Source organism: Phycicoccus avicenniae, assembly GCF_018139485.1.
In the GTDB taxonomy this organism is placed as follows: domain Bacteria; phylum Actinomycetota; class Actinomycetes; order Actinomycetales; family Dermatophilaceae; genus Phycicoccus; species Phycicoccus avicenniae.
On sequence record NZ_JAGSNF010000019.1, the window covers coordinates 1 to 19,080 of the forward strand.

At 71.9% G+C, this 19,080-nt stretch carries 18 protein-coding genes; 11 read left to right on the forward strand and 7 right to left on the reverse strand.

Annotation, left to right across the window (positions count from 1 at the left end):
* Positions 1–980, forward strand: a 980-nt coding sequence (locus KC207_RS12845; RefSeq protein ID WP_211603620.1) for an HNH endonuclease signature motif containing protein, incomplete at its 5' end; no start/stop codon positions are given.
* Positions 981–1,033: 53 nt separating this feature from the next.
* On the opposite strand, the gene KC207_RS12850 is transcribed toward KC207_RS12845, so the two are convergent.
* Positions 1,034–1,489, reverse strand: a complete 456-nt coding sequence (locus KC207_RS12850; protein ID WP_211603623.1) for a hypothetical protein — start codon at positions 1,487–1,489, stop codon at positions 1,034–1,036.
* 58 nt (positions 1,490–1,547) lie between these two features.
* Between KC207_RS12850 and KC207_RS12855 the strand changes: the two genes are divergently transcribed.
* From KC207_RS12855 to KC207_RS12875, 5 genes are all read left to right on the forward strand, one after another.
* Positions 1,548–2,687, forward strand: a complete 1,140-nt coding sequence (locus tag KC207_RS12855) for a D-alanyl-D-alanine carboxypeptidase/D-alanyl-D-alanine-endopeptidase (RefSeq protein WP_211603625.1) — start codon at positions 1,548–1,550, stop codon at positions 2,685–2,687.
* A gap of 597 nt (positions 2,688–3,284) precedes the next feature.
* The gene (locus KC207_RS12860) at positions 3,285–4,754 is read left to right on the forward strand and encodes a sensor histidine kinase (RefSeq protein ID WP_211603627.1); all 1,470 of its coding nucleotides are present in this window, start codon (positions 3,285–3,287) and stop codon (positions 4,752–4,754) included.
* A 45-nt stretch (positions 4,755–4,799) separates the two neighbouring features.
* Positions 4,800–5,207, forward strand: a complete 408-nt coding sequence (locus KC207_RS12865; RefSeq protein ID WP_211603629.1) for a hypothetical protein — start codon at positions 4,800–4,802, stop codon at positions 5,205–5,207.
* 10 nt (positions 5,208–5,217) lie between these two features.
* Positions 5,218–5,886 (forward strand): LuxR C-terminal-related transcriptional regulator, encoded by a 669-nt coding sequence (locus tag KC207_RS12870; RefSeq protein WP_211603631.1) that lies wholly within the window; start codon positions 5,218–5,220, stop codon positions 5,884–5,886.
* 146 nt (positions 5,887–6,032) lie between these two features.
* Positions 6,033–6,839, forward strand: a complete 807-nt coding sequence (locus tag KC207_RS12875) for a CHAP domain-containing protein (protein WP_211603633.1) — start codon at positions 6,033–6,035, stop codon at positions 6,837–6,839.
* Positions 6,840–7,086: 247 nt separating this feature from the next.
* Here the strand turns inward: KC207_RS12875 and KC207_RS12880 are convergent, their stop codons facing one another.
* Entirely contained in the window at positions 7,087–7,857 is a 771-nt protein-coding gene (locus tag KC207_RS12880) for a hypothetical protein (protein ID WP_211603635.1), read from the reverse strand.
* Between the two features lie 244 nt (positions 7,858–8,101).
* Here KC207_RS12880 and KC207_RS12885 point away from each other — a divergent pair, with 244 nt between their 5' ends.
* Positions 8,102–9,973, forward strand: coding sequence for an acyl-CoA dehydrogenase (locus KC207_RS12885; protein WP_211603637.1), 1,872 nt, complete (start codon positions 8,102–8,104; stop codon positions 9,971–9,973).
* A gap of 185 nt (positions 9,974–10,158) precedes the next feature.
* Here KC207_RS12885 and KC207_RS12890 read toward each other — a convergent pair whose 3' ends face one another.
* From KC207_RS12890 to KC207_RS12910, 5 genes are all read right to left on the reverse strand, one after another.
* Positions 10,159–10,416: a DUF6458 family protein gene (locus KC207_RS12890; protein WP_211603639.1), complete on the reverse strand. Its 258-nt coding sequence runs from the start codon at positions 10,414–10,416 to the stop codon at positions 10,159–10,161.
* Between the two features lie 90 nt (positions 10,417–10,506).
* Positions 10,507–10,701 (reverse strand): hypothetical protein, encoded by a 195-nt coding sequence (locus KC207_RS12895; protein ID WP_211603641.1) that lies wholly within the window; start codon positions 10,699–10,701, stop codon positions 10,507–10,509.
* A gap of 133 nt (positions 10,702–10,834) precedes the next feature.
* Positions 10,835–12,199, reverse strand: coding sequence for an FAD-binding oxidoreductase (locus KC207_RS12900; RefSeq protein WP_211603643.1), 1,365 nt, complete (start codon positions 12,197–12,199; stop codon positions 10,835–10,837).
* A 39-nt stretch (positions 12,200–12,238) separates the two neighbouring features.
* Positions 12,239–13,045 carry a nitrilase-related carbon-nitrogen hydrolase gene (locus KC207_RS12905; RefSeq protein ID WP_211603645.1) on the reverse strand — a complete coding sequence of 269 codons (807 nt, stop codon included), beginning with the start codon at positions 13,043–13,045 and terminating at the stop codon, positions 12,239–12,241.
* A 61-nt stretch (positions 13,046–13,106) separates the two neighbouring features.
* The gene (locus KC207_RS12910; protein WP_211603647.1) at positions 13,107–15,095 is read right to left on the reverse strand and encodes a bifunctional copper resistance protein CopD/cytochrome c oxidase assembly protein; all 1,989 of its coding nucleotides are present in this window, start codon (positions 15,093–15,095) and stop codon (positions 13,107–13,109) included.
* 26 nt (positions 15,096–15,121) lie between these two features.
* On the opposite strand from KC207_RS12910, the gene KC207_RS12915 reads away from it, so the two are divergent.
* From KC207_RS12915 to KC207_RS12930, 4 genes are all read left to right on the forward strand, one after another.
* Positions 15,122–15,970 carry a maleylpyruvate isomerase family mycothiol-dependent enzyme gene (locus KC207_RS12915; protein ID WP_211603649.1) on the forward strand — a complete coding sequence of 283 codons (849 nt, stop codon included), beginning with the start codon at positions 15,122–15,124 and terminating at the stop codon, positions 15,968–15,970.
* 95 nt (positions 15,971–16,065) lie between these two features.
* Positions 16,066–16,542 carry an SRPBCC family protein gene (locus KC207_RS12920; RefSeq protein WP_211603651.1) on the forward strand — a complete coding sequence of 159 codons (477 nt, stop codon included), beginning with the start codon at positions 16,066–16,068 and terminating at the stop codon, positions 16,540–16,542.
* Positions 16,543–16,693: 151 nt separating this feature from the next.
* Positions 16,694–17,170: a MarR family winged helix-turn-helix transcriptional regulator gene (locus KC207_RS12925; RefSeq protein ID WP_249138732.1), complete on the forward strand. Its 477-nt coding sequence runs from the start codon at positions 16,694–16,696 to the stop codon at positions 17,168–17,170.
* Positions 17,167–19,038, forward strand: coding sequence for an MDR family MFS transporter (locus tag KC207_RS12930; RefSeq protein WP_437179134.1), 1,872 nt, complete (start codon positions 17,167–17,169; stop codon positions 19,036–19,038). The genes KC207_RS12925 and KC207_RS12930 overlap by 4 nt, the downstream gene beginning before the upstream one ends.
* The last annotated feature ends 42 nt before the right edge of the window (positions 19,039–19,080 follow it).

The window sequence follows — 19,080 nt, forward strand, 5'->3', positions numbered from 1 at the left end:
CCTTCGCCGTCCCGGGCAACGCCCCCGTCAAGACCGCCGTCGAGTCCGGGCGGCTGCCCGTGACCTCCGCCGCGACCGTCGCCCGGCAGGTCGACCTGCTCCGTCCGCTGCTCGCCGACGGCGTCGAGGAGAGCGTCATCACCGGGATGGTCGACGTCGCCGCCGCCCACGGACCCGCCGCCTGCCGCCAGCTCCGCGCCGGGATCCTCGCCCGCCACGGCCGAGACGGGGTCCTCCAGGCCGAGCAGGACGCCGCCGCCCGCTTCGTCTCCCTCTCCCACCCCTCGGTCGACGCCACCGGCATCGCCGACTACCGCCTCACCCTCGACCCGGTCGGGCACGCCGCCCTCGAAGCCGCCATCGGACCCCTGTCCGCCCCACAGCCGCTCGACGGCGACCCTGACCTACGCCCCGCCGACCGCCGCCGAGGCGAGGCCCTCATGGCGCTCGTCGCCCGGGCCGTCGCCACCGGCGACGGCACCGGACCCCACCCCAAGACCACCCTCCTGGTCCAGGTCGACCTCGACACCCTCCGCACCGGCCTGACCGGGGCAGGGGTCACCCTCGGCGACCTGGCCACCGGCACCCACCTCGCCCCCGAGACCCTCCGGCGCCTGGCCTGCGACGCCGAGATCCTCCCCGCCGTCCTCGACGGCCCCTCCGAGATCCTCGACCTCGGACGCACCCGCCGACTCTTCACCCCCGGACAGACCCGACGCCTCTGGCTCCGCGACGGCGGGTGCACCTTCCCCGGCTGCGACATCCCCGCCCGCTGGACCGACGCCCACCACCTCACCCACTGGGCCGACGGCGGCACCACCGACCTGGACAACGCCGCCCTCCTCTGCGGCCGACACCACACCACCGTCCACACCAGACGCCTCACCGGCCACCTCGGCCCCCACGGCATCGAATGGAACCTCACCCACGGCTCCTACGACCACCTCCTCGCCGAACGCGCCGCCCGCGAACCCGCCTGACCGCCGGGTCGCCGGCCCGGCGAGTCCGCGCGTCCCGCGGACAGGAGACCACATCACGGGTTACTGTCCCCGCGTCGCGCTGCAGGGGGCTGCGACAGGACCTGCCCCACCGTCACAGGACCGTCGATGACCCGCTCGCCGCTGTTCGGACTCCGCCGCACCGTCGCCACCGCGACCCTCGCCGTGGCCGCCCCCGCGCTCCTCGCCCTCGCCCCGCCGGCCGTCGCCGAGCCGTCGCCGACGGCGGGCTCGTCGGCGACCGCGACGGCGGCCCCCTCCGCGAACCCCTCGTCGACGCCCGACCCCACGGCGAGCTCGACGCCCTCCGGAGGCGCGACGTCCACCGCGACCTCGTCACCCACGAGCACGACGACCCCGGGCACGACGACCCCGGGCTCGGGGACGCCGAACACCTCCGCCGACCCGAGGACGGCCGCGACGTCGACACCCGCCCCTTCGACGCCCGCGCCTTCGGCACCCGCTCCCTCGACGCCCGACAGGTCCGCCACGCCGCCACCCGTCGACGAGCCCGCCGGGGCCGAGGATCTCGACCGGCAGGTCGCGGCGATGACCTCGGCCGACCGCCGCATCGCCGACCGGCTCGATGCTCGCGCCACCACCTCCCGCTTCGGCCGCTACTTCTCCGGCACCGTGCTGGACGCCGGGACCGGTGAGATCGTCTGGGCGCACCGGCGCACGGCCCAGATGCTCCCCGCCTCCAACGCCAAGCTCTTCACGGCCGCGACCGCCCTCGACACCCTCGGTCCGAACACGACCTTCACGACGTCCGTCCGACGCGGCAAGCGGGCGAACCACGTCGTGCTCGTCGGTACGGGCGACGCCCTGCTCAACAGCGCCAAGCTGACCACCCTCGCGCGCGAGACGAAGGCGTGGGTCGACGCCAAGGGTTACAAGAAGCCCCAGGTCTACATCGACGACTCGTTCTTCCCCGCGCCCAGCCTCGCGTACGGCTGGAAGGAGTCGTACGTCATCGACTCCGTCACCCCCGTCCGGCCGCTCGTGCGCGACAACCGCGACATCATGGACACGAGCGCCGACGCGGGCCGCTACCTCGCAGCCCGGCTCCGCGCGCTCGGTATCCCCGGCGCTCGGTACGCGGGTCGGCAGGACGTGGCCACCTGGCGCACGACGATCGCCTCGAAGCAGAGCTTCACGGTCGCCGGCATGGTCCGCCGCACCATCCTCACGAGTGACAACGACGTCGCCGAGATCCTCCTGCGCCGCACCTCCTACGAGATGGGCAACGGCACGGCCTGGAGCGGCGCGAAGACCACCCAGACCGCGGGGGCGGCTCGGCACGGCACCGGCTTCGGCGTCCTCTACGACGGGTCCGGCCTCTCCCGCGCCGACCGCCTCTCGACCTTCCAGATCGCCAAGCTGCTGAGGACCGTCCAGAACGGCGACAACCCGCGGCTGAACACCCTGCGCTCGCGCAACGTCATGCCCACCGCCGGGCGGACCGGCACGCTGAAGAACCGGTTCACCTCCTCCGCCGCCGACTGCGCCCGCGGCCGGGTGTGGGCCAAGACGGGCACCCTCGGCGACACCGTGGCGCTGTCCGGCTGGACGACCGGCACGGACGGGCGCACGAAGGTGTTCTCGTTCCTCGTCAACCGCAAGGACTCGTCGTCGACGCTCAAGAGCAACGTCGACATGCTCGCGGCGACCGTCAACGGCTGCTACTGACCTGTGGCCCCAGGTCGTCCGGTCAGCTCGGCACCATCCAGCGAGCACCGTGACGAAGCCGACGACCGCGCAGAAGACGAATACCGCGGCGACGATCCAGGCGACGACCTGAGCGGCGTCCACGCCCTCGGAGTCCGTGCCGTTGCTCCGACCAACTCGACTGCGCGAACTCATCCACGACGGAGCGTCTGTCAGGTTGCCGCCGCGGCCACCCACCCATGCGCCACAATGCCGCATGATCGGACCGGGGGGCAACAGGATTGCGCGGCGCGTGCCCGAGCACGGGGGTTCGGGACCTTCCCGCCGACCGACGCCTTGCTGTGGCCACGGCAGCGCACGGACTACCCCCGACTGGAGCGCCTGCGGTCCGCAACTCTGTGGCTCAACGCAACGTATGCAGTTGCCCTCTCCATCTTCGGGCTCAACTCGACGCCCCCGGACGTGGCGGCTGTCCTCACCCTCGCTTCTCTCGGCCTGGTCGCGGTCTCCCTTCTCCTGGATCGAGCCCCTCTACCTAGATCCTTCCTTCTCCTGTTCGCCCTCGTGACCTCCAGCGTGTCCACCGGCGGTTCGCCGACTCCGGCGAACGTTCTGTCGATGATCTACTTCAACCTCGTCGCGACGGTGAAGACCAGGGCTCTCGCGGCGGTCCTACCGCCGACGGCGGTCGCGTACGTCGCGCTGGAGTGGGCGGCCGGACGGTCTCCCTTGGTCGCGGTGGACGACGCACTGCTCACCATCCCTGCCGCCCTGGCCCTGAGCCTGTTCGTATCGGCCCTCGTGAGTAACCTGCACCGCGCAGACCAGCTGCACGAGCAGGGTGTCCGCGCACGGCTGTCCACGACGTTCAGCCTCGCGTCGACGTCCGCTGCGAACTCGATGCATCAGTTCCTTCACGATCGGGTGCTGGCGGTCCTTGGGCTCGTTGTCTCGCACGCCCCTGAAGATCGGCCGCGCATCGCCGACTACTGTCGCTCGGTCGCCGAGACCATCGAGGGGCAACCGGGGTGGGAGGACCCGCCTGCAAGCAGCGTGGCGGACCTTCTGGAGTCCGTGCTCGCGGACTCACCCCTCCCGCTCCTCGTCGTACCGGGTTCCCGTCCAGAAGACGAGCGACTGGACCCGCCCGTTGCCCGCGCCCTTCGTCGGGCGGTCGCGGAGGCCCTGCGCAACTGCGCGAGACACTCCGGATCCGATCAGGCCCAGATACGGTTCGAGTCGTCTGCATCTCACGCCACGTTGGTCATATCCGATGAAGGAAGAGGATTCCGAGGCGCCCCTTCCGGTTGGGGCACCGCCCACTCGATCCTGGCGCCGATGCTCGGCGTTCAGGGAAGCGCCCAGGTGCAGGGCGACCCGGGACGTGGGACGACCGTGAGCCTCACCTGGCCGAGGCGGACCGCAGACGCGCCGGCTAGCGCGCGGCTACAGACCTTCCAGGAGACCAGGGCCGCCATCGGGGAAGTCCGGCTCCTCAAGGTCTTCGTCGCGCCGATCCTCGTCGCCAACGCATACCTCGCGATCAGGTACTCCGCGAGCGACAGCACCGCAATCGCACAGATCGCACTCGCAGCAGCGTATGTCGCGATCACCCTGCATCGTGTCCACCGACTGCTGCTCCACGGCCCTTCGGCGGTGACGGTCCTGGTCCTCATGACGAGCTCCGCTTTCACCATCGTGGTCGGGCTGATTCTCGCCGAACCTGCCGACGCCCTGCGCACATACGACAGCTGGTGTGTGGGTCTGGCGGCGGTCGGTCCAGCGGTGCTTGCCTTCCACATGTCGCCGAGGTGGTCGCCCGTCCTCGTGATTCCCAATGTCGCCGTTGTCGCTCTCTTCGTCTACGTCGAGCCCACGGTCGGTGTCACCGACGTCCTGGGCGCCGTGTTCGCCGCTGCCCTTCCTTTGTGGGCGATGGCATGCGGGGCGGCCGTTCGGGCTACCGAGCGGCAGCTCTCGGATGAGGTCGAGCGCTTGGCTCGTAGGACCTGGGACCTCAGCGGAGACTTACCGACACCGGAGTCGGTCGCCCAACGACGCTTCCTGGTCGAGCGGGCGGCCCCCTGACTTCGAAGCCTGGGCTCTCGCGAATCCCCGCTCGGGCACGGTGCCGTGATCGAGGAGTCCCGCCTCCTGGCGGGCGAAGCCCGCGACGTGCTAAACCTGCCCGGACAGATCGACCCTCCTCTGAGGGAGCGCATCACCCGGGCGCGCCGTCAAGGGACGTCGATCACCGTCATTCCGGGCGACCCGGAGGACGACCATCAGACTCTCGCACTTCGCCTTCTCGACCGGGTACTCGACGAGGCGGACTCCGTCGGCAGTGTGGTGGTCTATCTCCCGCAGCACGCGACGACCCGACTGAGCACGACACCCGAGCTCTCGGTCGGCGGACTGCGGCGGGTGGTCGGGTGCCTCTCGGAGGTTTCGCACACGGTGGAGAACGATGGTCTCAGCACCACGGTTGTCGTGCACGGAATCAGGCGAACACTCGATGCGGTCGCAGCGACCCGCTGGTAGAACGACGAGGATGTTCTCCCTCCCGTGCGACGTGGTCGCCGTCGACAACCTTGACGTCATCCGCATGGGCCTGACCAGCCTCCAGCTCACTCATCCGTCCGTCGTCCGGAGGATCTCCACCTTCCAGCACGCCGGCGAGATCGACACAGATGCGTCGCCCCCGGACGTGGTCGTCCTGGACTACTGGCTGGGACGCGAGGACGACGCGAGCATCCGATACATCACCGACCTGAAGCGATGGAGCGGATGCGTCGTCCTCTACACCAGCGAGGAAGGCCCAGCACGGCTACGTGACTGCATTCGAGCAGGCGTCGACGGGCTGAGCCTGAAGAACGACGGGCTCACTGAGCTGGCCCAGGTCATCACCGAAGTCGCCGGCGGCCGACCTGGCTGGTCGGGGCCCTTGGCGCGGGCGGTCGTGCGTGACGAGATCGTGATGGCCGACCTCACCGCTGAAGAGATCAAGGTCCTCAACGCCCTTGCAGGAGGCCTCACCGTCAAGGAGATTGCAAGCCACCTGCACAAGTCACCCGGAACCGTCGGCTCCCAGATCGAGTCCATCCGTGCGCGGTACGTCGGGCTCACCGGCCACAGGGTCAACCGGGTGAAGATGCTGCGCGAGGGGTCCCGCGACGGGTACATCGACCCGCCACGGGCGAAAGATACCGGGAACGCATGAAGCGCAGCGGACGCACCGCTTCCTAGCGTGACGCCACCCGAGGAGGTGCCTCGGTCGGAAGGGAGCATCCCATGTCAACCACGTCCACCACCAGGACTCGAGGCCGGGTGACGCGCCGTCCACGACTCGTCGGCGCGGCGCGGCTCGTGACCGTTCCCCTGCTCGTCGCCGGCTCCGTGCTGGTTGCAGGTGCTTCGGCGAACGCCTCGGCCGGCCACTTCAACACCAATCCGTACACGACCGGATGCTCCAAGACCGCCTCGACCATCTCGTCGAAGGCCGTTTCCGGGGGGCGGATGTACATCAAGGCCTCCAGCGCCTGTGGCACGAACTGGGTCGAGTACCGCGGTAACACGCAGAAGACGACCAAGACCGGCAAGGACGCGCGCACCAACACGTGGACCAGGACCGAGGTGGACACGGCGTCTGCCTCCTGGTCGATGCAGTCGTACGCTCCGGGCACCACCGCGTACACGGGCAAGCTCACCATCGGCAGCACGACGACGATCGCCAGCTGCAGCAACGGCTGCACATGGAAGACCGCCACGACCGCGAGCTCACTCGGCTCTCGCGTCGACGCCTTCGTCGCGAAGTACAACGGGAAGTACGTCGACTTCGACGGCTACTACGGCGCGCAGTGCGTCGACCTCTTCAACTTCTACAACCGCGACGTCGTCAAGGCTCGCTTCGCTCCGGCCTCCTACGCCTATCAGCTGTGGGGGAGCTACGACACGACGCGCTACATCAAGGTCTCGGCCTCGAGCACCCCGAGGAAGGGCGACGTCGCCATCTGGTCCTCGAACTACCCCTACAGCGGCGGCGCAGGACACGTGGCGATCGTCCTGTCCGCGTCGGGCACGACCTTCACCGCCCTGACCCAGAACCCCGGCGCGACGAAGAAGGCGACGTTCTCCAAGAGCTACGTCATCGGCTTCCTTCGCCCGCGGTCCTGACCGCAGGAGCCGGCGCACCGGGGAATTCGCACGGGCCGCCACCACCCGCACCCACTCGCTTCCGCGGCATCCGCGGGAGCGAGTGGGTGCGGTCGGTCGGCTGCGGCGGTCCGGGACAGCACGTACCCGCACCCAGTCCGTGAGGCCGCATCATCTTCAGGGCCTACCGGACGACCGTCGGCTGATGGACCCGCAGGACGTGAGGGGGACTCGCTCCACCGTTCCTGCATTCTCACCGGCGCCTCGGTCAGGTCGGCACCATCCAGCCGAGCACCGTGACGAACCCGACGACGGCGCAGAAGACGAACACCGCGGCGACGATCCAGGCGACGACCTGAGCCGCGTCCGTACCCTGGGCGTCCGCACTCTCGGCGTCCGTGCCGTCCGGGTGGCCCCCGCCGGACTTCGCCCCGCGCGCGGCGGTTCCGCCGCCCTCGTCGTGGGCGCTGTCGGCAGCACGGCTGCGAGCGTCGTCGTCGCCGTTCGGATGACCGCCCTGCGCGCGTCCGTCGTCGTGTGGCCCACCGTCATGCAGCCCGCCGTCGTGCGGGTGGTCGACCTCCTCGGCCCGGCGCCCGGCGCCGACGGCACCGGTCGATCCCGACGACCCGCCCGTCGTCCCGTCCCCACCGGCAGTACCCGCCGAGGGGTCCTCCGGCTCGGCCCCGGCGTCGAGCGCCCGCGCGCGCAGGGCCTCGATGCGCGCCGGCCGGGGCTCGGCCTGGAAGGGCGGCGGCAGCGAGCGCCACATGACGCCGAAGTCGTCCCGGGACCGTTCCCGCCAGGCCGCGACCGCCTCGTCGGCCTCGGGTCCGCGCACCCCGGCGGCGAACCAGGCGGCGCCGGCGCGTGGCAGGTCCCCCATCCCGTGGTGGACGTGGCCGAGCATCGTGAGCGCTTCGACGTCCCGACGCGTCTCGACGTGCGCGGCCAGGAGGTCACGGGCCTGCCAGGTCCGGCCCGCGTCGGTGAGTGCGCGAGCCCGGGCCACGACGTCAGCACCGGAGTCCGGGGTCATCTCCCCGAGTATGCCCGCGACGGCTCCTCCCGAGCCTGTCGCGTCTCGTTCGGAGCCCGAAACGTCCGGTTCGGAGCCTGGTACGCCTGTTCCCCAGCGTGCTGCTTCTGGTCCGAGCATGCTGCGTCCGGTCCGGACCGGCGCGCGTGCTCGATGCGTCGAGGCGGAGTCGCTTGCGTCGGTTACCCGCGAGTAGCACACTGGTGAGCAAGCGCTCACTTTGCGACGTCACGGAAGGACCGGCATGGGTCACTACAAGAGCAACCTGCGGGACATCGAGTTCACCCTCTTCGAGGTCCTCGGACGGGGCGAGGTCCTCGGCAACGGCCCGTACGCCGACATCGACGCGGACACCGCGCGCGAGATGCTCAAGGAGGTCTCCCGGCTCGCGGAGCACGAGATCGCCGACTCCTTCGAGGACGCGGACCGCAACCCGCCGGTCTACGACCCGCAGACCCAGACCGTGACGATGCCGGAGTCGTTCGCGAAGAGCTTCGCCGCCTACCGCGAGAGCGGCTTCTGGAACATCGACCTGCCCGCCGAGCTCGACGGCACCGTTACCCCGCCGAGCCTGCGCTGGGCCGTCAACGAGATGGTCCTCGGCGCCAACCCGGCGCTCGCGATGATGGCCGCCTCCTACTCCTTCGCCAAGCTGCTCTTCGAGCTCGGCACCGACGAGCAGAAGAAGCTCGCCCGGTGGATCGTCGAGAAGGGCTGGCACTGCACGATGGTGCTCACCGAGCCCGACGCCGGCTCCGACGTCGGCGCCGGCCGGGCCAAGGCGACGCCGAACGACGACGGCACCTGGACGATCACCGGGACCAAGCGCTTCATCACGAGCGCCGAGTCCGACATGGTCGACAACGTCGTCCACTTCGTCCTCGCCCGTCCCGAGGGCGCCGGCCCCGGGACGAAGGGCCTCTCGCTCTTCATCCTCTCCAAGTACGAGGTCGACCTCGAGACCGGCGAGCTCGGCGCCCGCAACGGCGTCTACGTGACGAACGTCGAGAAGAAGATGGGCCTGAAGGTCTCCCCGACCTGCGAGCTGACCTTCGGCGGCGAGCAGCCCGCCGTCGGCACCCTCTTCGGCGAGGCCCACGACGGCATCGCGCAGATGTTCCACGTCATCGAGAACGCCCGGATGATGGTCGGCACGAAGGCCATCGCGACGCTGTCCACCGGCTACCTCAACGCCCTCGAGTACGCCAAGGAGCGCGTCCAAGGCGCCGACCTCACCCAGATGGCCGACAAGTCGGCGCCGCGGGTCACGATCACCCACCACCCCGACGTGCGGCGCTCGCTCATGCTGCAGAAGTCCTACGCCGAGGGCCTACGCGCGCTCGTGCTCTTCACCGCGACCCAGCAGGACGTCGTCGACCAGCACGTCCTCGCCACCGGTCGCCACGATTTCGAGAAGGGGTCCGCCGCGGACGTCGCGAACCGGGTCAACGACCTGCTGCTACCGATCGTCAAGGGACTGGGGTCGGAGCGGGCGTGGGTGCTGCTCGGCACCGAGTCGCTCCAGACGTTCGGCGGGTCCGGCTTCCTCCAGGACTACCCGGTCGAGCAGTACGTGCGCGACGCCAAGATCGACACCCTGTACGAGGGCACGACCGCGATCCAGGGCCTGGACTTCTTCTTCCGCAAGATCGTCCGGGACAAGGGGCAGGCACTGACCCACCTCGCGACCCAGATGCAGGAGTTCGCCAAGGACCTCGGTCGGCACGACGGGCGCATCGACCGCGAGCGCGAGCTCCTCGGCAAGGGCCTCGAGGACGTCCAGGGCATCCTCGGCTACATGGTCGACCGACTCATGGCGGCCGACCCCCGCCAGGGTGGCGACATCACGAACACCTACCTCATCGGCCAGAACACGACCCGGCTGCTGCTCGGCGCCGGTGACCTCGTCGTCGGCTGGCTCCTGCTGCGTCAGGCCGACGTGGCGCTGGACGCGCTCGCGAAGGGCGCCGAGGGGGCCGACCGCGACTTCTACGAGGGCAAGGTCGCCGCGGCGCAGTTCTTCGCGCGGCAGGTGCTGCCGCGGCTGGCCGCCGAGCGGGCGATGGCCGAGGCCACGGACAACGCGCTCATGGAGGTCCCCGAGTCCGCGTTCTGACGACCCGCGTCCTGCCGGCCCGCATCCTCACAGTCCGCGGGCCCGCGATCGGTGGGGTCCGCGATCCGTCGGGGCTGGACTCCGGCACGGCTCCCGCCCACGACGAACGGCCCGCCCCACTTCGGGGGCGGGCCGTTCGTCGTCGTCCGGGACCGACCTGGGCGGCTGCGGCAGAGCGGTGTCGGTCAGTGGTTCTCGATGTCGGTGCGGTCCACGCGTGTGCCGGTGGCCGGGTCGACGTGGCTCTCGCGGGTCGTCGTGACCCGACCGGCGCGGCGGCTGCTCGCCTGCTGCACGAACGACAGGACGATCGCGAGGACGCCGCCGATGAGCAGGATGATCCCGATGACGTAGAGGTTGATCCCCGCGACGGTCGTGCTCCCGACCGCGAAGACGAGGATCGCGCCGAGGACGAGAAGGAAGATGCCGAGTCCGATGTACATGGGGTCTCCTCTGTGGGACGGGATCGGCTGACCGTCCGACCGTACCGCCCCTGACCTCGACTGTCTAACGTTTGTCGATTCTTCCTCGGGTCAGAACAGACCGCCGCGGTCCGCCTGCCGCGTGTGCTGGGCGGCCGCGGACTCCGCGGAGACCGGCGCGTCCGAGGAGCCGGAGCGCCCCGGCAGGGAGTGCCGTCGACGACTCGCCTGGTACGTCCAGACGACGAGCCCGGCGACGACGAGCACCGCCATGAGTCCCAGGATGATCGCGCCTGCGATGGTCATCGCGTTCCCCCTCCCCTGTCACGTGGGCCGTGACCTCGTGGACCGCCCATCCTCCCAGCGGCGACGAGGCGTGTCCACAGGTCGTGGGCGACCGGGCCCCACACCGCGGTCAACCCGGCGCGGGCGTCGACCCTCAGACGAAGGAGCCGGGGTTGAGGATGCCCTGCGGGTCGAGCGCCGCCTTGACCTTGCGGTTGAGCGCCATGACGTCGGGACCCACCTGGTCCTCGAGGCAGCCCTTCTTCATCCGGCCGACACCGTGCTCGCCGGTGATCGTGCCGCCGAGGCGGATGGCCGCGTGCATGACGTCGTCGAAGGCGAGCCGGGCCCGCCGCTCGGAGTCGGCGTCGCCCGCGTCGTAGACGATCGCGGGGTGGGTGTTGCCGTCGCCGGCGTGCGCGACGACCGGGATCTCGACGTCGTGCCGCTGGCCGATGGCCTCGATCTCGGCGAGCAGCTCCGGCAGCTGAGGCACGGGGACGCCGACGTCCTCCGGCAGGACGGACCCCCGCGGCTCGAGCGCCGTGAAATGGATCCGCCGCGCCTGGACGAACATCTCGCCGTCCTCGGGGTCGTCGGTGTCGAGGACCTCCTTCGCGCCGTGCAGCTCACACGCGGCGACGATGGCGGCCACCTCGTCCGCCCGGGTCGCGCCCGGGGCGTCGGACTGGACGAGCAGCAGCGCACCCGCGTCCCGGTCCAGCCCCATCGGCCGGAAGTCCTCGACCGCGTTGATCGACGCGCGGTCCATCAGCTCGACCATCGACGCCCGCACGCTGCGCCCGAGCTCGACGACGGCGGCCGCCGCGTCCGCCACGGTCGGGAACGTCGCGACGACCGTCGAGCTCGGCTGCTGCGCCGGGACGAGCCGCAGCACCGCCTTCGTGACGATCCCGAGCGTGCCCTCCGAGCCGACGAACAGCTTGAGGAGGGACAGCCCCGCGACGTCCTTGATCCGCTTGCCGCCGAGCGTGACCAGCGTGCCGTCGGCGAGGACGACGTCCATCCCGAGCACGTAGTCCGTCGTCACGCCGTACTTCACGCAGCAGAGCCCGCCCGCGTTCGTCGCCACGTTGCCACCGATCGAGCAGATCTCGTACGACGACGGGTCCGGCGGGTACCAGAGCCCCTCGGCGGCCGCGGCCCGCTTCACCTCGACGTTGAAGGCCCCCGGCTCGACGACGGCGACCCGGGAGTCGGTGTCGATCTCGACGCGGTTCATCCGCTCGAGGCTGAGGGTCACGCACCCGTCGACGGCCATCGAGCCGCCCGAGAGCGACGTGCCCGCACCCCGGGGGACCACGCCGATGCCGTGGCGCGCGGCCCAACGGACCGTCTCCTGGACGTGCTCGGCGGACTCGGCACGGACCGCGGCGAGCGGCATGCCCGCCCCCGCGTCGTGCGTCCAGTCGTGCCGGTACTTCTCGAGCGCGGCCTCGTCGGTGGTCACCACCCCGTCGGGGAGGGCGTCCGCGAGCTCCTTGACGACGTCGTCCATGGTTCCCACTCTCGCACGCCGACCCCCCGGACAGGCGGGTCAGAGGCGGCGGTCGGCGAGGACGGGGAAGGCGTCCCGGTACTCGGCGGTGGTCGACAGGTCCAGGTCGACGGACAGGACGGCCTCGTCGGTGTGCGCCAGCTCGCCCATCACCTCACCCGCCGCGGTGACGACCTGGGTGTGCCCGCCCATCGGGGTCCGGGCGTGCGTCCCGCCGGTGTTGACGGCGACGAGCGCGGCCTGGTTCTCCACCGCCCGCGCCCGCCCGAACATCGTCCAGTGCGCCACCCGGGCCGCAGGCCAGGCCGCGGGCACGACGAACAGCTCGGCGCCGGCCTCCTGCTGGAGGCGGTACAGCTCCGGGAAGCGCAGGTCGTAGCACGTCGACAGCCCGGTCCGGACGGTGCCGCCCGCCCCGTCCGGCAGGTCGACGACGACGACCTCGGTCCCGGCCTCCATGAGCCGCGGCTCGCCCGAGCCGAACCCGAACCGGTGCACCTTGCGGTAGTGGGCGAGCAGCGTGCCGTCGCCGTCGAACAGCAGCGAGGTGTTCGCGAGGTCGTTGCCGTCCGGCCCCGGCTCGGGCAGCCGCTCGACGAAGGAGCCGGCGTGCAGCGTCGTGCCGACGGTGCGGGCGAGGTCGGCCATCGCCGCGGCGAACGGACCGTCGAGGGGCTCGGCCTGCTCGGCCCACCGGCGGTACCCGAAGCCCGTCGGAGCCCACAGCTCGGGGAGGACGACGAGGTCGTGGTCGGCGTGCTCGCGGACGAGGCCCGCGGCCCGGGCCACCCGGTCGGCGGCGGGCTCGGCGTCTTCGTAGGACAGCTGGACGGCGGCGACACGCATCGGGCCATCCTCGCGCACCCTGGCCCGTCGATGCACGCCGCCGCGGGTCGCCTGCGAGCGGTCAGCGCTCGAGCCGCTCCGCCTCCTCCTTGAGCCGCGCGAGCCGGGCGTTGTAGGCCTCGAGCTCCGCGTTGCCGTCCCGGTCGGCCTTGCGGTCCCGGCGCGCCGCCTCGCTGCGGTCCCGCCGGTACCACTGCGCCGCGACGACGACCGCGAGGGTGAGGGTCGGGGCCTCCCCGATGCCCCACGCGATCTCACCGGCGGTGTGCTGGTCGGCGAGCGGGTCGGTGAGCCACGACAGGTCGAGCACCCGGAAGAACTCGGGCGCGAGCAGGCTGCGGCTCTCGGTGAGCGCGACGCCGAAGAAGGCGTGGAACGACACCGTCGCGAAGAGGATGACGAGCAGGGCGAGCGGCGGCCAGCGGCGCACCCCCGGGTCGACGCCGATCATCACCCAGACGAAGAGGTACCCGGTGAGGAAGAAGTGGGCCATCATCAGCAGGTGGCCCGTGTGGGTCGTGAGCGCCAGCTCGAAGAGGCCCGTGTAGTAGAACGCCGCGAGGCTGAAGAAGAAGAGCGCCGCGGCGACGACCGGGTTCGACAGCCCCCGCATCGCCCGCGAGTGGACGACCTCGAGGAGCACCTCCCGCGGCCCCCACGTCCGGTCCGGCCGGCTCGGCAGCGCGCGCAGGGCGAGGGTCACGGGCGCGGCCGGCACGAGGAGGAGCGGGACGATCATCGCGACCGCCATGTGCATCACCATGTGGGCGCTGAACATCACCCGGCCCCAGATGCCCGGTGCCCCGCACGTGGCCCACACGAAGAGCGCCCAGCCGAGGACCCACAGGACGGTCCGCAGCACCGGCCACGCGTCGCCGCGGCCGCGCAGCCGGCGGACCCCGGCGACGTAGAGGCCCACCGCGAGGACGGCGATGCCGATGAACAGCCAGTCCAGACGCCAGGCGGTGAACCAGTCGCCCGCCGTGATCGGCCCGGGGTCGGGGAAACCGGTGAGCTCGAGGACCCGGCTGGGGTCGGGGAGCGCGTCCGGGACCGGCGGGACGCTGCGGGCGAGGACGGCGGACAGCCCGGTGGCGGCGCCCATGAGCGCGACCTCGAGGACGGCGAGACGGGCGAAGGCCCGCCCGTCAGACGGGTCCGCCGTGAGCCGCCCGACGATGCCCCGCCGCTGGCGCCACCCGAGGGCCCCGAGCGCGACGAGGGCGCTGACCTTGAGGAGCACGACGGCGCCGTAGGGCGTCGCGAGCCCGGCGGGCGTCCCGATCCGGATCACCGCCTGGAGCGTCCCGGACAGCGCGACCGCGACGAACGCCCACAGCGCGAGGCTGGAGAAGCGGGCGACGGACACCCCGAGGTCCTTGCCCAGCCGGGGCCGCAGGACGACGAGCGCGGACAGGCCGCCGACCCACACGACGACCCCGAGGAGATGGACGGCGAGTCCGTTGACCGCGTCCTCGTGGCTCGCCGACCCGGCGGCGTGCCCGGTGAGGGACTGCACGACGATCCCGACGAGGGCGGCGACGCACGTCCAGGCCATCGCGGCCCGGGTCGCCACGAGCTGGGCCGCGACGGCGGTCACGAGCGCGAGGAGCAGCGAGACGAGCAGCACGCGCGTGACGTCGAGCTCCCACGTGAAGGCGAGGAGCTGGTCGAGGAAGCCGGGAGCCGTGGGCGGGACCCCCGCGAGGTCGGCGAAGGTGAGGACGAGCTGCAGGGCCGCCGCGCCGACCCAGACGAGGGCGACGGCCCCCGCGGCCCGGGCGGCTGCGCGCCGCCGGTCGGTGGAGCGGCGCTCGGGGACGACGAAGGCGGCGAGCCCGAGGAGGCCGACGACGGTGACGGACGCGAGGATCGCCACGGCGTCGACGACCGGCACGCCCCAGCGCACGACGGGTCCGGGGTCCGCGAGCGCGAGCGGGTCGACGGCCCCGGTGACGACGGCCGCCGGGACGAGGGCGACGAGGGCGGCCCCGACGGCGACGGCGAGCGGCCGGGCGGGGCTGACGGCCGTGCCGTCCTGGGCGGACATGCCACCAGCGTAGGTAGTGTGACGACATGCCGCTGCACCCGCCGCCGCCCTCGACCTTCCCCGAGATCGTCGCGGCCTGGGCGCAGACCGTGCAGTCGGTCGTCGACCTGGGGCGCACGATCCGCCCGGACGACGCGGGCCTCGCCACCGACTGCCCCGGGTGGACCGTCCAGGACCAGATCGCCCACGTCGCGAGCGCCGAGGCCGGGATCGCCGGCGAGGCCACCCCCGACGTCGACGTCTCGGGCCTGCCGCACGTCCGTTCCGAGTTCGGGGCCTGGATCGAGAAGCTCGTCGAGTCCCGCCGCGGCCGGACCCTCGAGGACGTCCTCGACGAGCTCGAGTGGCGGCTCGCGGAGCGCCTCGAGGTCTACCGCGGAGAGGGCGTCAACGGCGAGGAGCCGGTCCGGGGGCCGTTCGGTCCGACGACGCTGCGCGACCTCGTGACGACGCGGACCTTCGACGTGTGGATGCACGAGCAGGACCTCCGTGAGGCGCTCGAGCGGCCCGGCGGGCTCGACTCCCCGGCCGCCGCGTCCAGCGTCGCCGTCCTCTTCCGCGGTCTCGGCCGGGTCGTCGCGAAGGACGCCGCCGTGCCGCCGGGGCACGCCGTCGTGCTCGACCTCACCGGGCCGACGGTCGGCCGCGACGGGGTGCGGGTCGAGGCCCAGGACGGGCGCAACGTCGGGGTGCCGCTGTTCACCGGCGGCACCGAGGAGCACGAGGACGTCGTGACGACGTCGCTCTCGATGTCGACCCGGGTCGCGATGCGGCTCGCGGGCGGGCGCCGCGCCCCGGAGGACCTCCACGTCACCGTCTCCGGCGACGAGGACGTCGCGGCCGCCGTCCTCACGGCGATGGCCATCACCCCCTGACACCCACGCACCGTCCCGCCCCTGGCCACGCCGTCCGACCGCCGAGCCTCCGCCTCCAAGAGCCCCTCCCCGCCCCCGACCCCAGCGAGGACCCGATGACCACCTTCACGACCTCGACCCGCAACGAGGCCGTCGTCACGGCGACGCCCGAGGAGGTCTGGGCCAAGATCAGCGACCCGGACACCGTCGCCCGCCTCACCCCGTTCCTCGAGCGGGTCACCGAGCGCGGCGAGCACTGGGTGTGGGAGCTGCAGAAGATCCCGATCCTCGGGAAGTCCTTCTCCTTCACCTTCACGGAGCGGATGAGCTTCGACGAGCCACGGCGGATGGAGTTCCACCACGACCCGGACGCCGCCGACGGCAAGGAGTCGGCCGCCGTCGAAGGCTGGTACGACCTGAGCGAGCACGAGGACGGCACCCGGCTCGAGACCTCGATGGAGATCAGTGTCGACCTGCCGTTCCCCAAGATCGCCCGCTCCGGCGTCCAGGCCGGGATGAAGGGCGTCGTCGGCGGGATGGGCCAGCGCTTCGCGCAGAACCTGCTCCGCGAGCTCGGGGCCTCCGAGGCCTGACCCGGCCCGGGTCCGGGCGCCACGCCGGCACCACGTCGTCGCCGTACCGGCACCGCTCGGGCCGACGACGACGGCATGTCCGCCCGTGCGGGAATGTCACCCGCCCCTTGATAGTTGTATGCTGCAAGCAACTGATCAGAGAGGAGCGCCCGTGCCGACCACCGACACGACCCGGCCGGTCACGACCGACCTCGGGGACCAGCTCGTCCGCGTCGTCAAGCTGCTCACGGTGGCGCGCCAGCGCCAGCCCCGCCAGCACCCGCTCGTCGACCCGATGGCCTACCCCCTGCTGCACCACCTGGCGCAGGGCCCGATGCGGGTGTCCGCACTGGCCGAGGCCGTCCATGCCGACGTGTCGACGGTGAGCCGGCAGGTGAGCACCCTCGTCGACCTCGGCTTCGTCGAGCGTGGCCCCGACCCCGAGGACCGGCGGGCCCACGCCCTGTCGATCGGCGAGTCCGGGCTCGGCCTGCTCGCCGACATCCGGGCCGGGCGGGACCGCTGGCTCCGGCAGCTCCTCACCGACTGGACGGACGACGACGTCCGCGACCTCACCGGCCACCTGGCGCGTCTCGCCGGGGACCTCGAGACCCACCTGACCACCACGACCCAGAGGGACGACGCATGAGCACCCCCCAGCACGCCGCGGGCGCGCCCGCCACCGGCCGGCACGTCGCCGCCGCAGAGCCCGAACCCGGCGACGGCCGGATGACCCACCGCCAGATCGTGACGATCCTCGTCGGCCTCATGATGGGGATGTTCCTCGCGGCCCTCGACCAGACGATCGTCGCGACCTCGATCCGCACCATCGCCGACGACCTCCAGGGCCTGGACCAGCAGGCCTGGGCGACGACCGCCTACCTCGTGACGGCGACGATCGTCACCCCGCTCTACGGCAAGCTCGGCGACATCTACGGCCGCAAGAACCTCTTCCTGTTCGCCATCTCGATCTTCGTCGTCGGCTCGGCGGCCGCCTCGTTCGCCGGCTCGATGTACGGCCTCGCGGCGTTCCGTGCCGTCCAGGGCCTCGGCGCCGGCGGCCTCATGTCGCTCGCCCTCGCGATCATCGGCGACATCGTCCCGCCGCGCGAGCGCGCCAAGTACCAGGGCTACTTCCTCGCCGTGTTCGGCACCTCGAGCGTCGCCGGGCCGGTCATCGGCGGCTTCTTCGCCGGGACCGACTCCATCCTCGGCATCACCGGTTGGCGCTGGGTCTTCCTCGTCAACGTCCCGATCGGCCTCGCCGCCCTCGTCGTCGTCTCCCGCACCCTCAAGCTCAGCCACCAGCGCCTGGACCACCGCATCGACTGGCTGGGCGCGACCCTCCTGTCGGCCGCGCTCGTGCCGCTGCTCGTCGTCCTCGAGCAGGGCCGCACGTGGGGCTGGGACTCCGGGCGCTCGATCGCTGCGTACGTCCTGTCGGCGCTCGCCGCCGCCGCCTTCGTGTGGCAGGAGACCCGGATGGGCGAGGAGGCGATCCTGCCGCTGCGGATCTTCCGCAACCGCACCGTCGGGGTCTCCTCGGCCGCCTCCGTCGTCATCGGCATCGCGATGTTCGGTGGGCTCGCCGCCCTGCCGCTCTACCTCCAGATCGTCAAGGGCTCGACCCCCACGGAGGCCGGCCTGCAGATGATCCCGCTCGTCGGCGGCATCATGACCGGCTCCATCGTCTCCGGCCAGATCATCTCCCGCACCGGGCGCTACCGGATCTTCCCGGTCGTCGGCTCGGGGCTGCTCGTCCTCGGCCTCTTCGGCTTCCACTTCGTGTCCTACGACACCCCGCTGTGGCAGACGATGCTCGTCATGGCCGTCTTCGGCCTCGGCCTCGGCTTCAACTTCCAGCCGCTGACCCTCGCGGTGCAGAACGCCGTGCCGCCGCAGCAGATCGGCGTCGCGACGGCGACGGCGACCTTCACCCGGCAGATGGGCGGCACGATCGGGACCGCGGTCTTCCTGTCGATCCTCTTCTCCACCGTGCCGGACCGGATCGCGCAGGCCTTCGCGGCCAGCGGGTCCTCCCCGGAGTTCCAGGCCGCCGTCCGCGACGGCCTCCAGGCCCCGGCCGGGACGGTCGACAACCAGGTCGCGACGGCCATCCAGCAGGCCGCCCAGAGCGGGGACGGTGGGGCGACCGCGGCGAGCGGCGTGCTCAACGACTCCTCGTTCCTCTCCAGCCTCGACCCGGCGCTCGCCCGGCCGTTCCTCGTCGGCTTCTCCGACGCGATGGACCTCGTGTTCCTCGTCGGCGCCGCCGTCATGGTCATCGGGTTCCTCATCATGCTGCGGCTGCCGAGCGTCGAGCTGCGCTCGGGGTCGGCCTACAGCGAGCGCGCCGAGGCCGCACGTGGCGCCTCCGCGGCGGCTCCGGCCGGCGAGCCCGCCACGGTCGCGTCGACGGCCCCGTCCGCCGACGAGCCCTCGAGGGAGGGCACCCGCGACCGGGCCGCCCCCGAGGAGCCGGCCGTCGAGGCGTCACCGGGGGTGCCGCGCGCCTGACCGGCGCCGCGACCTCCGCGGCAGCACCCGACGCCGGCCCCC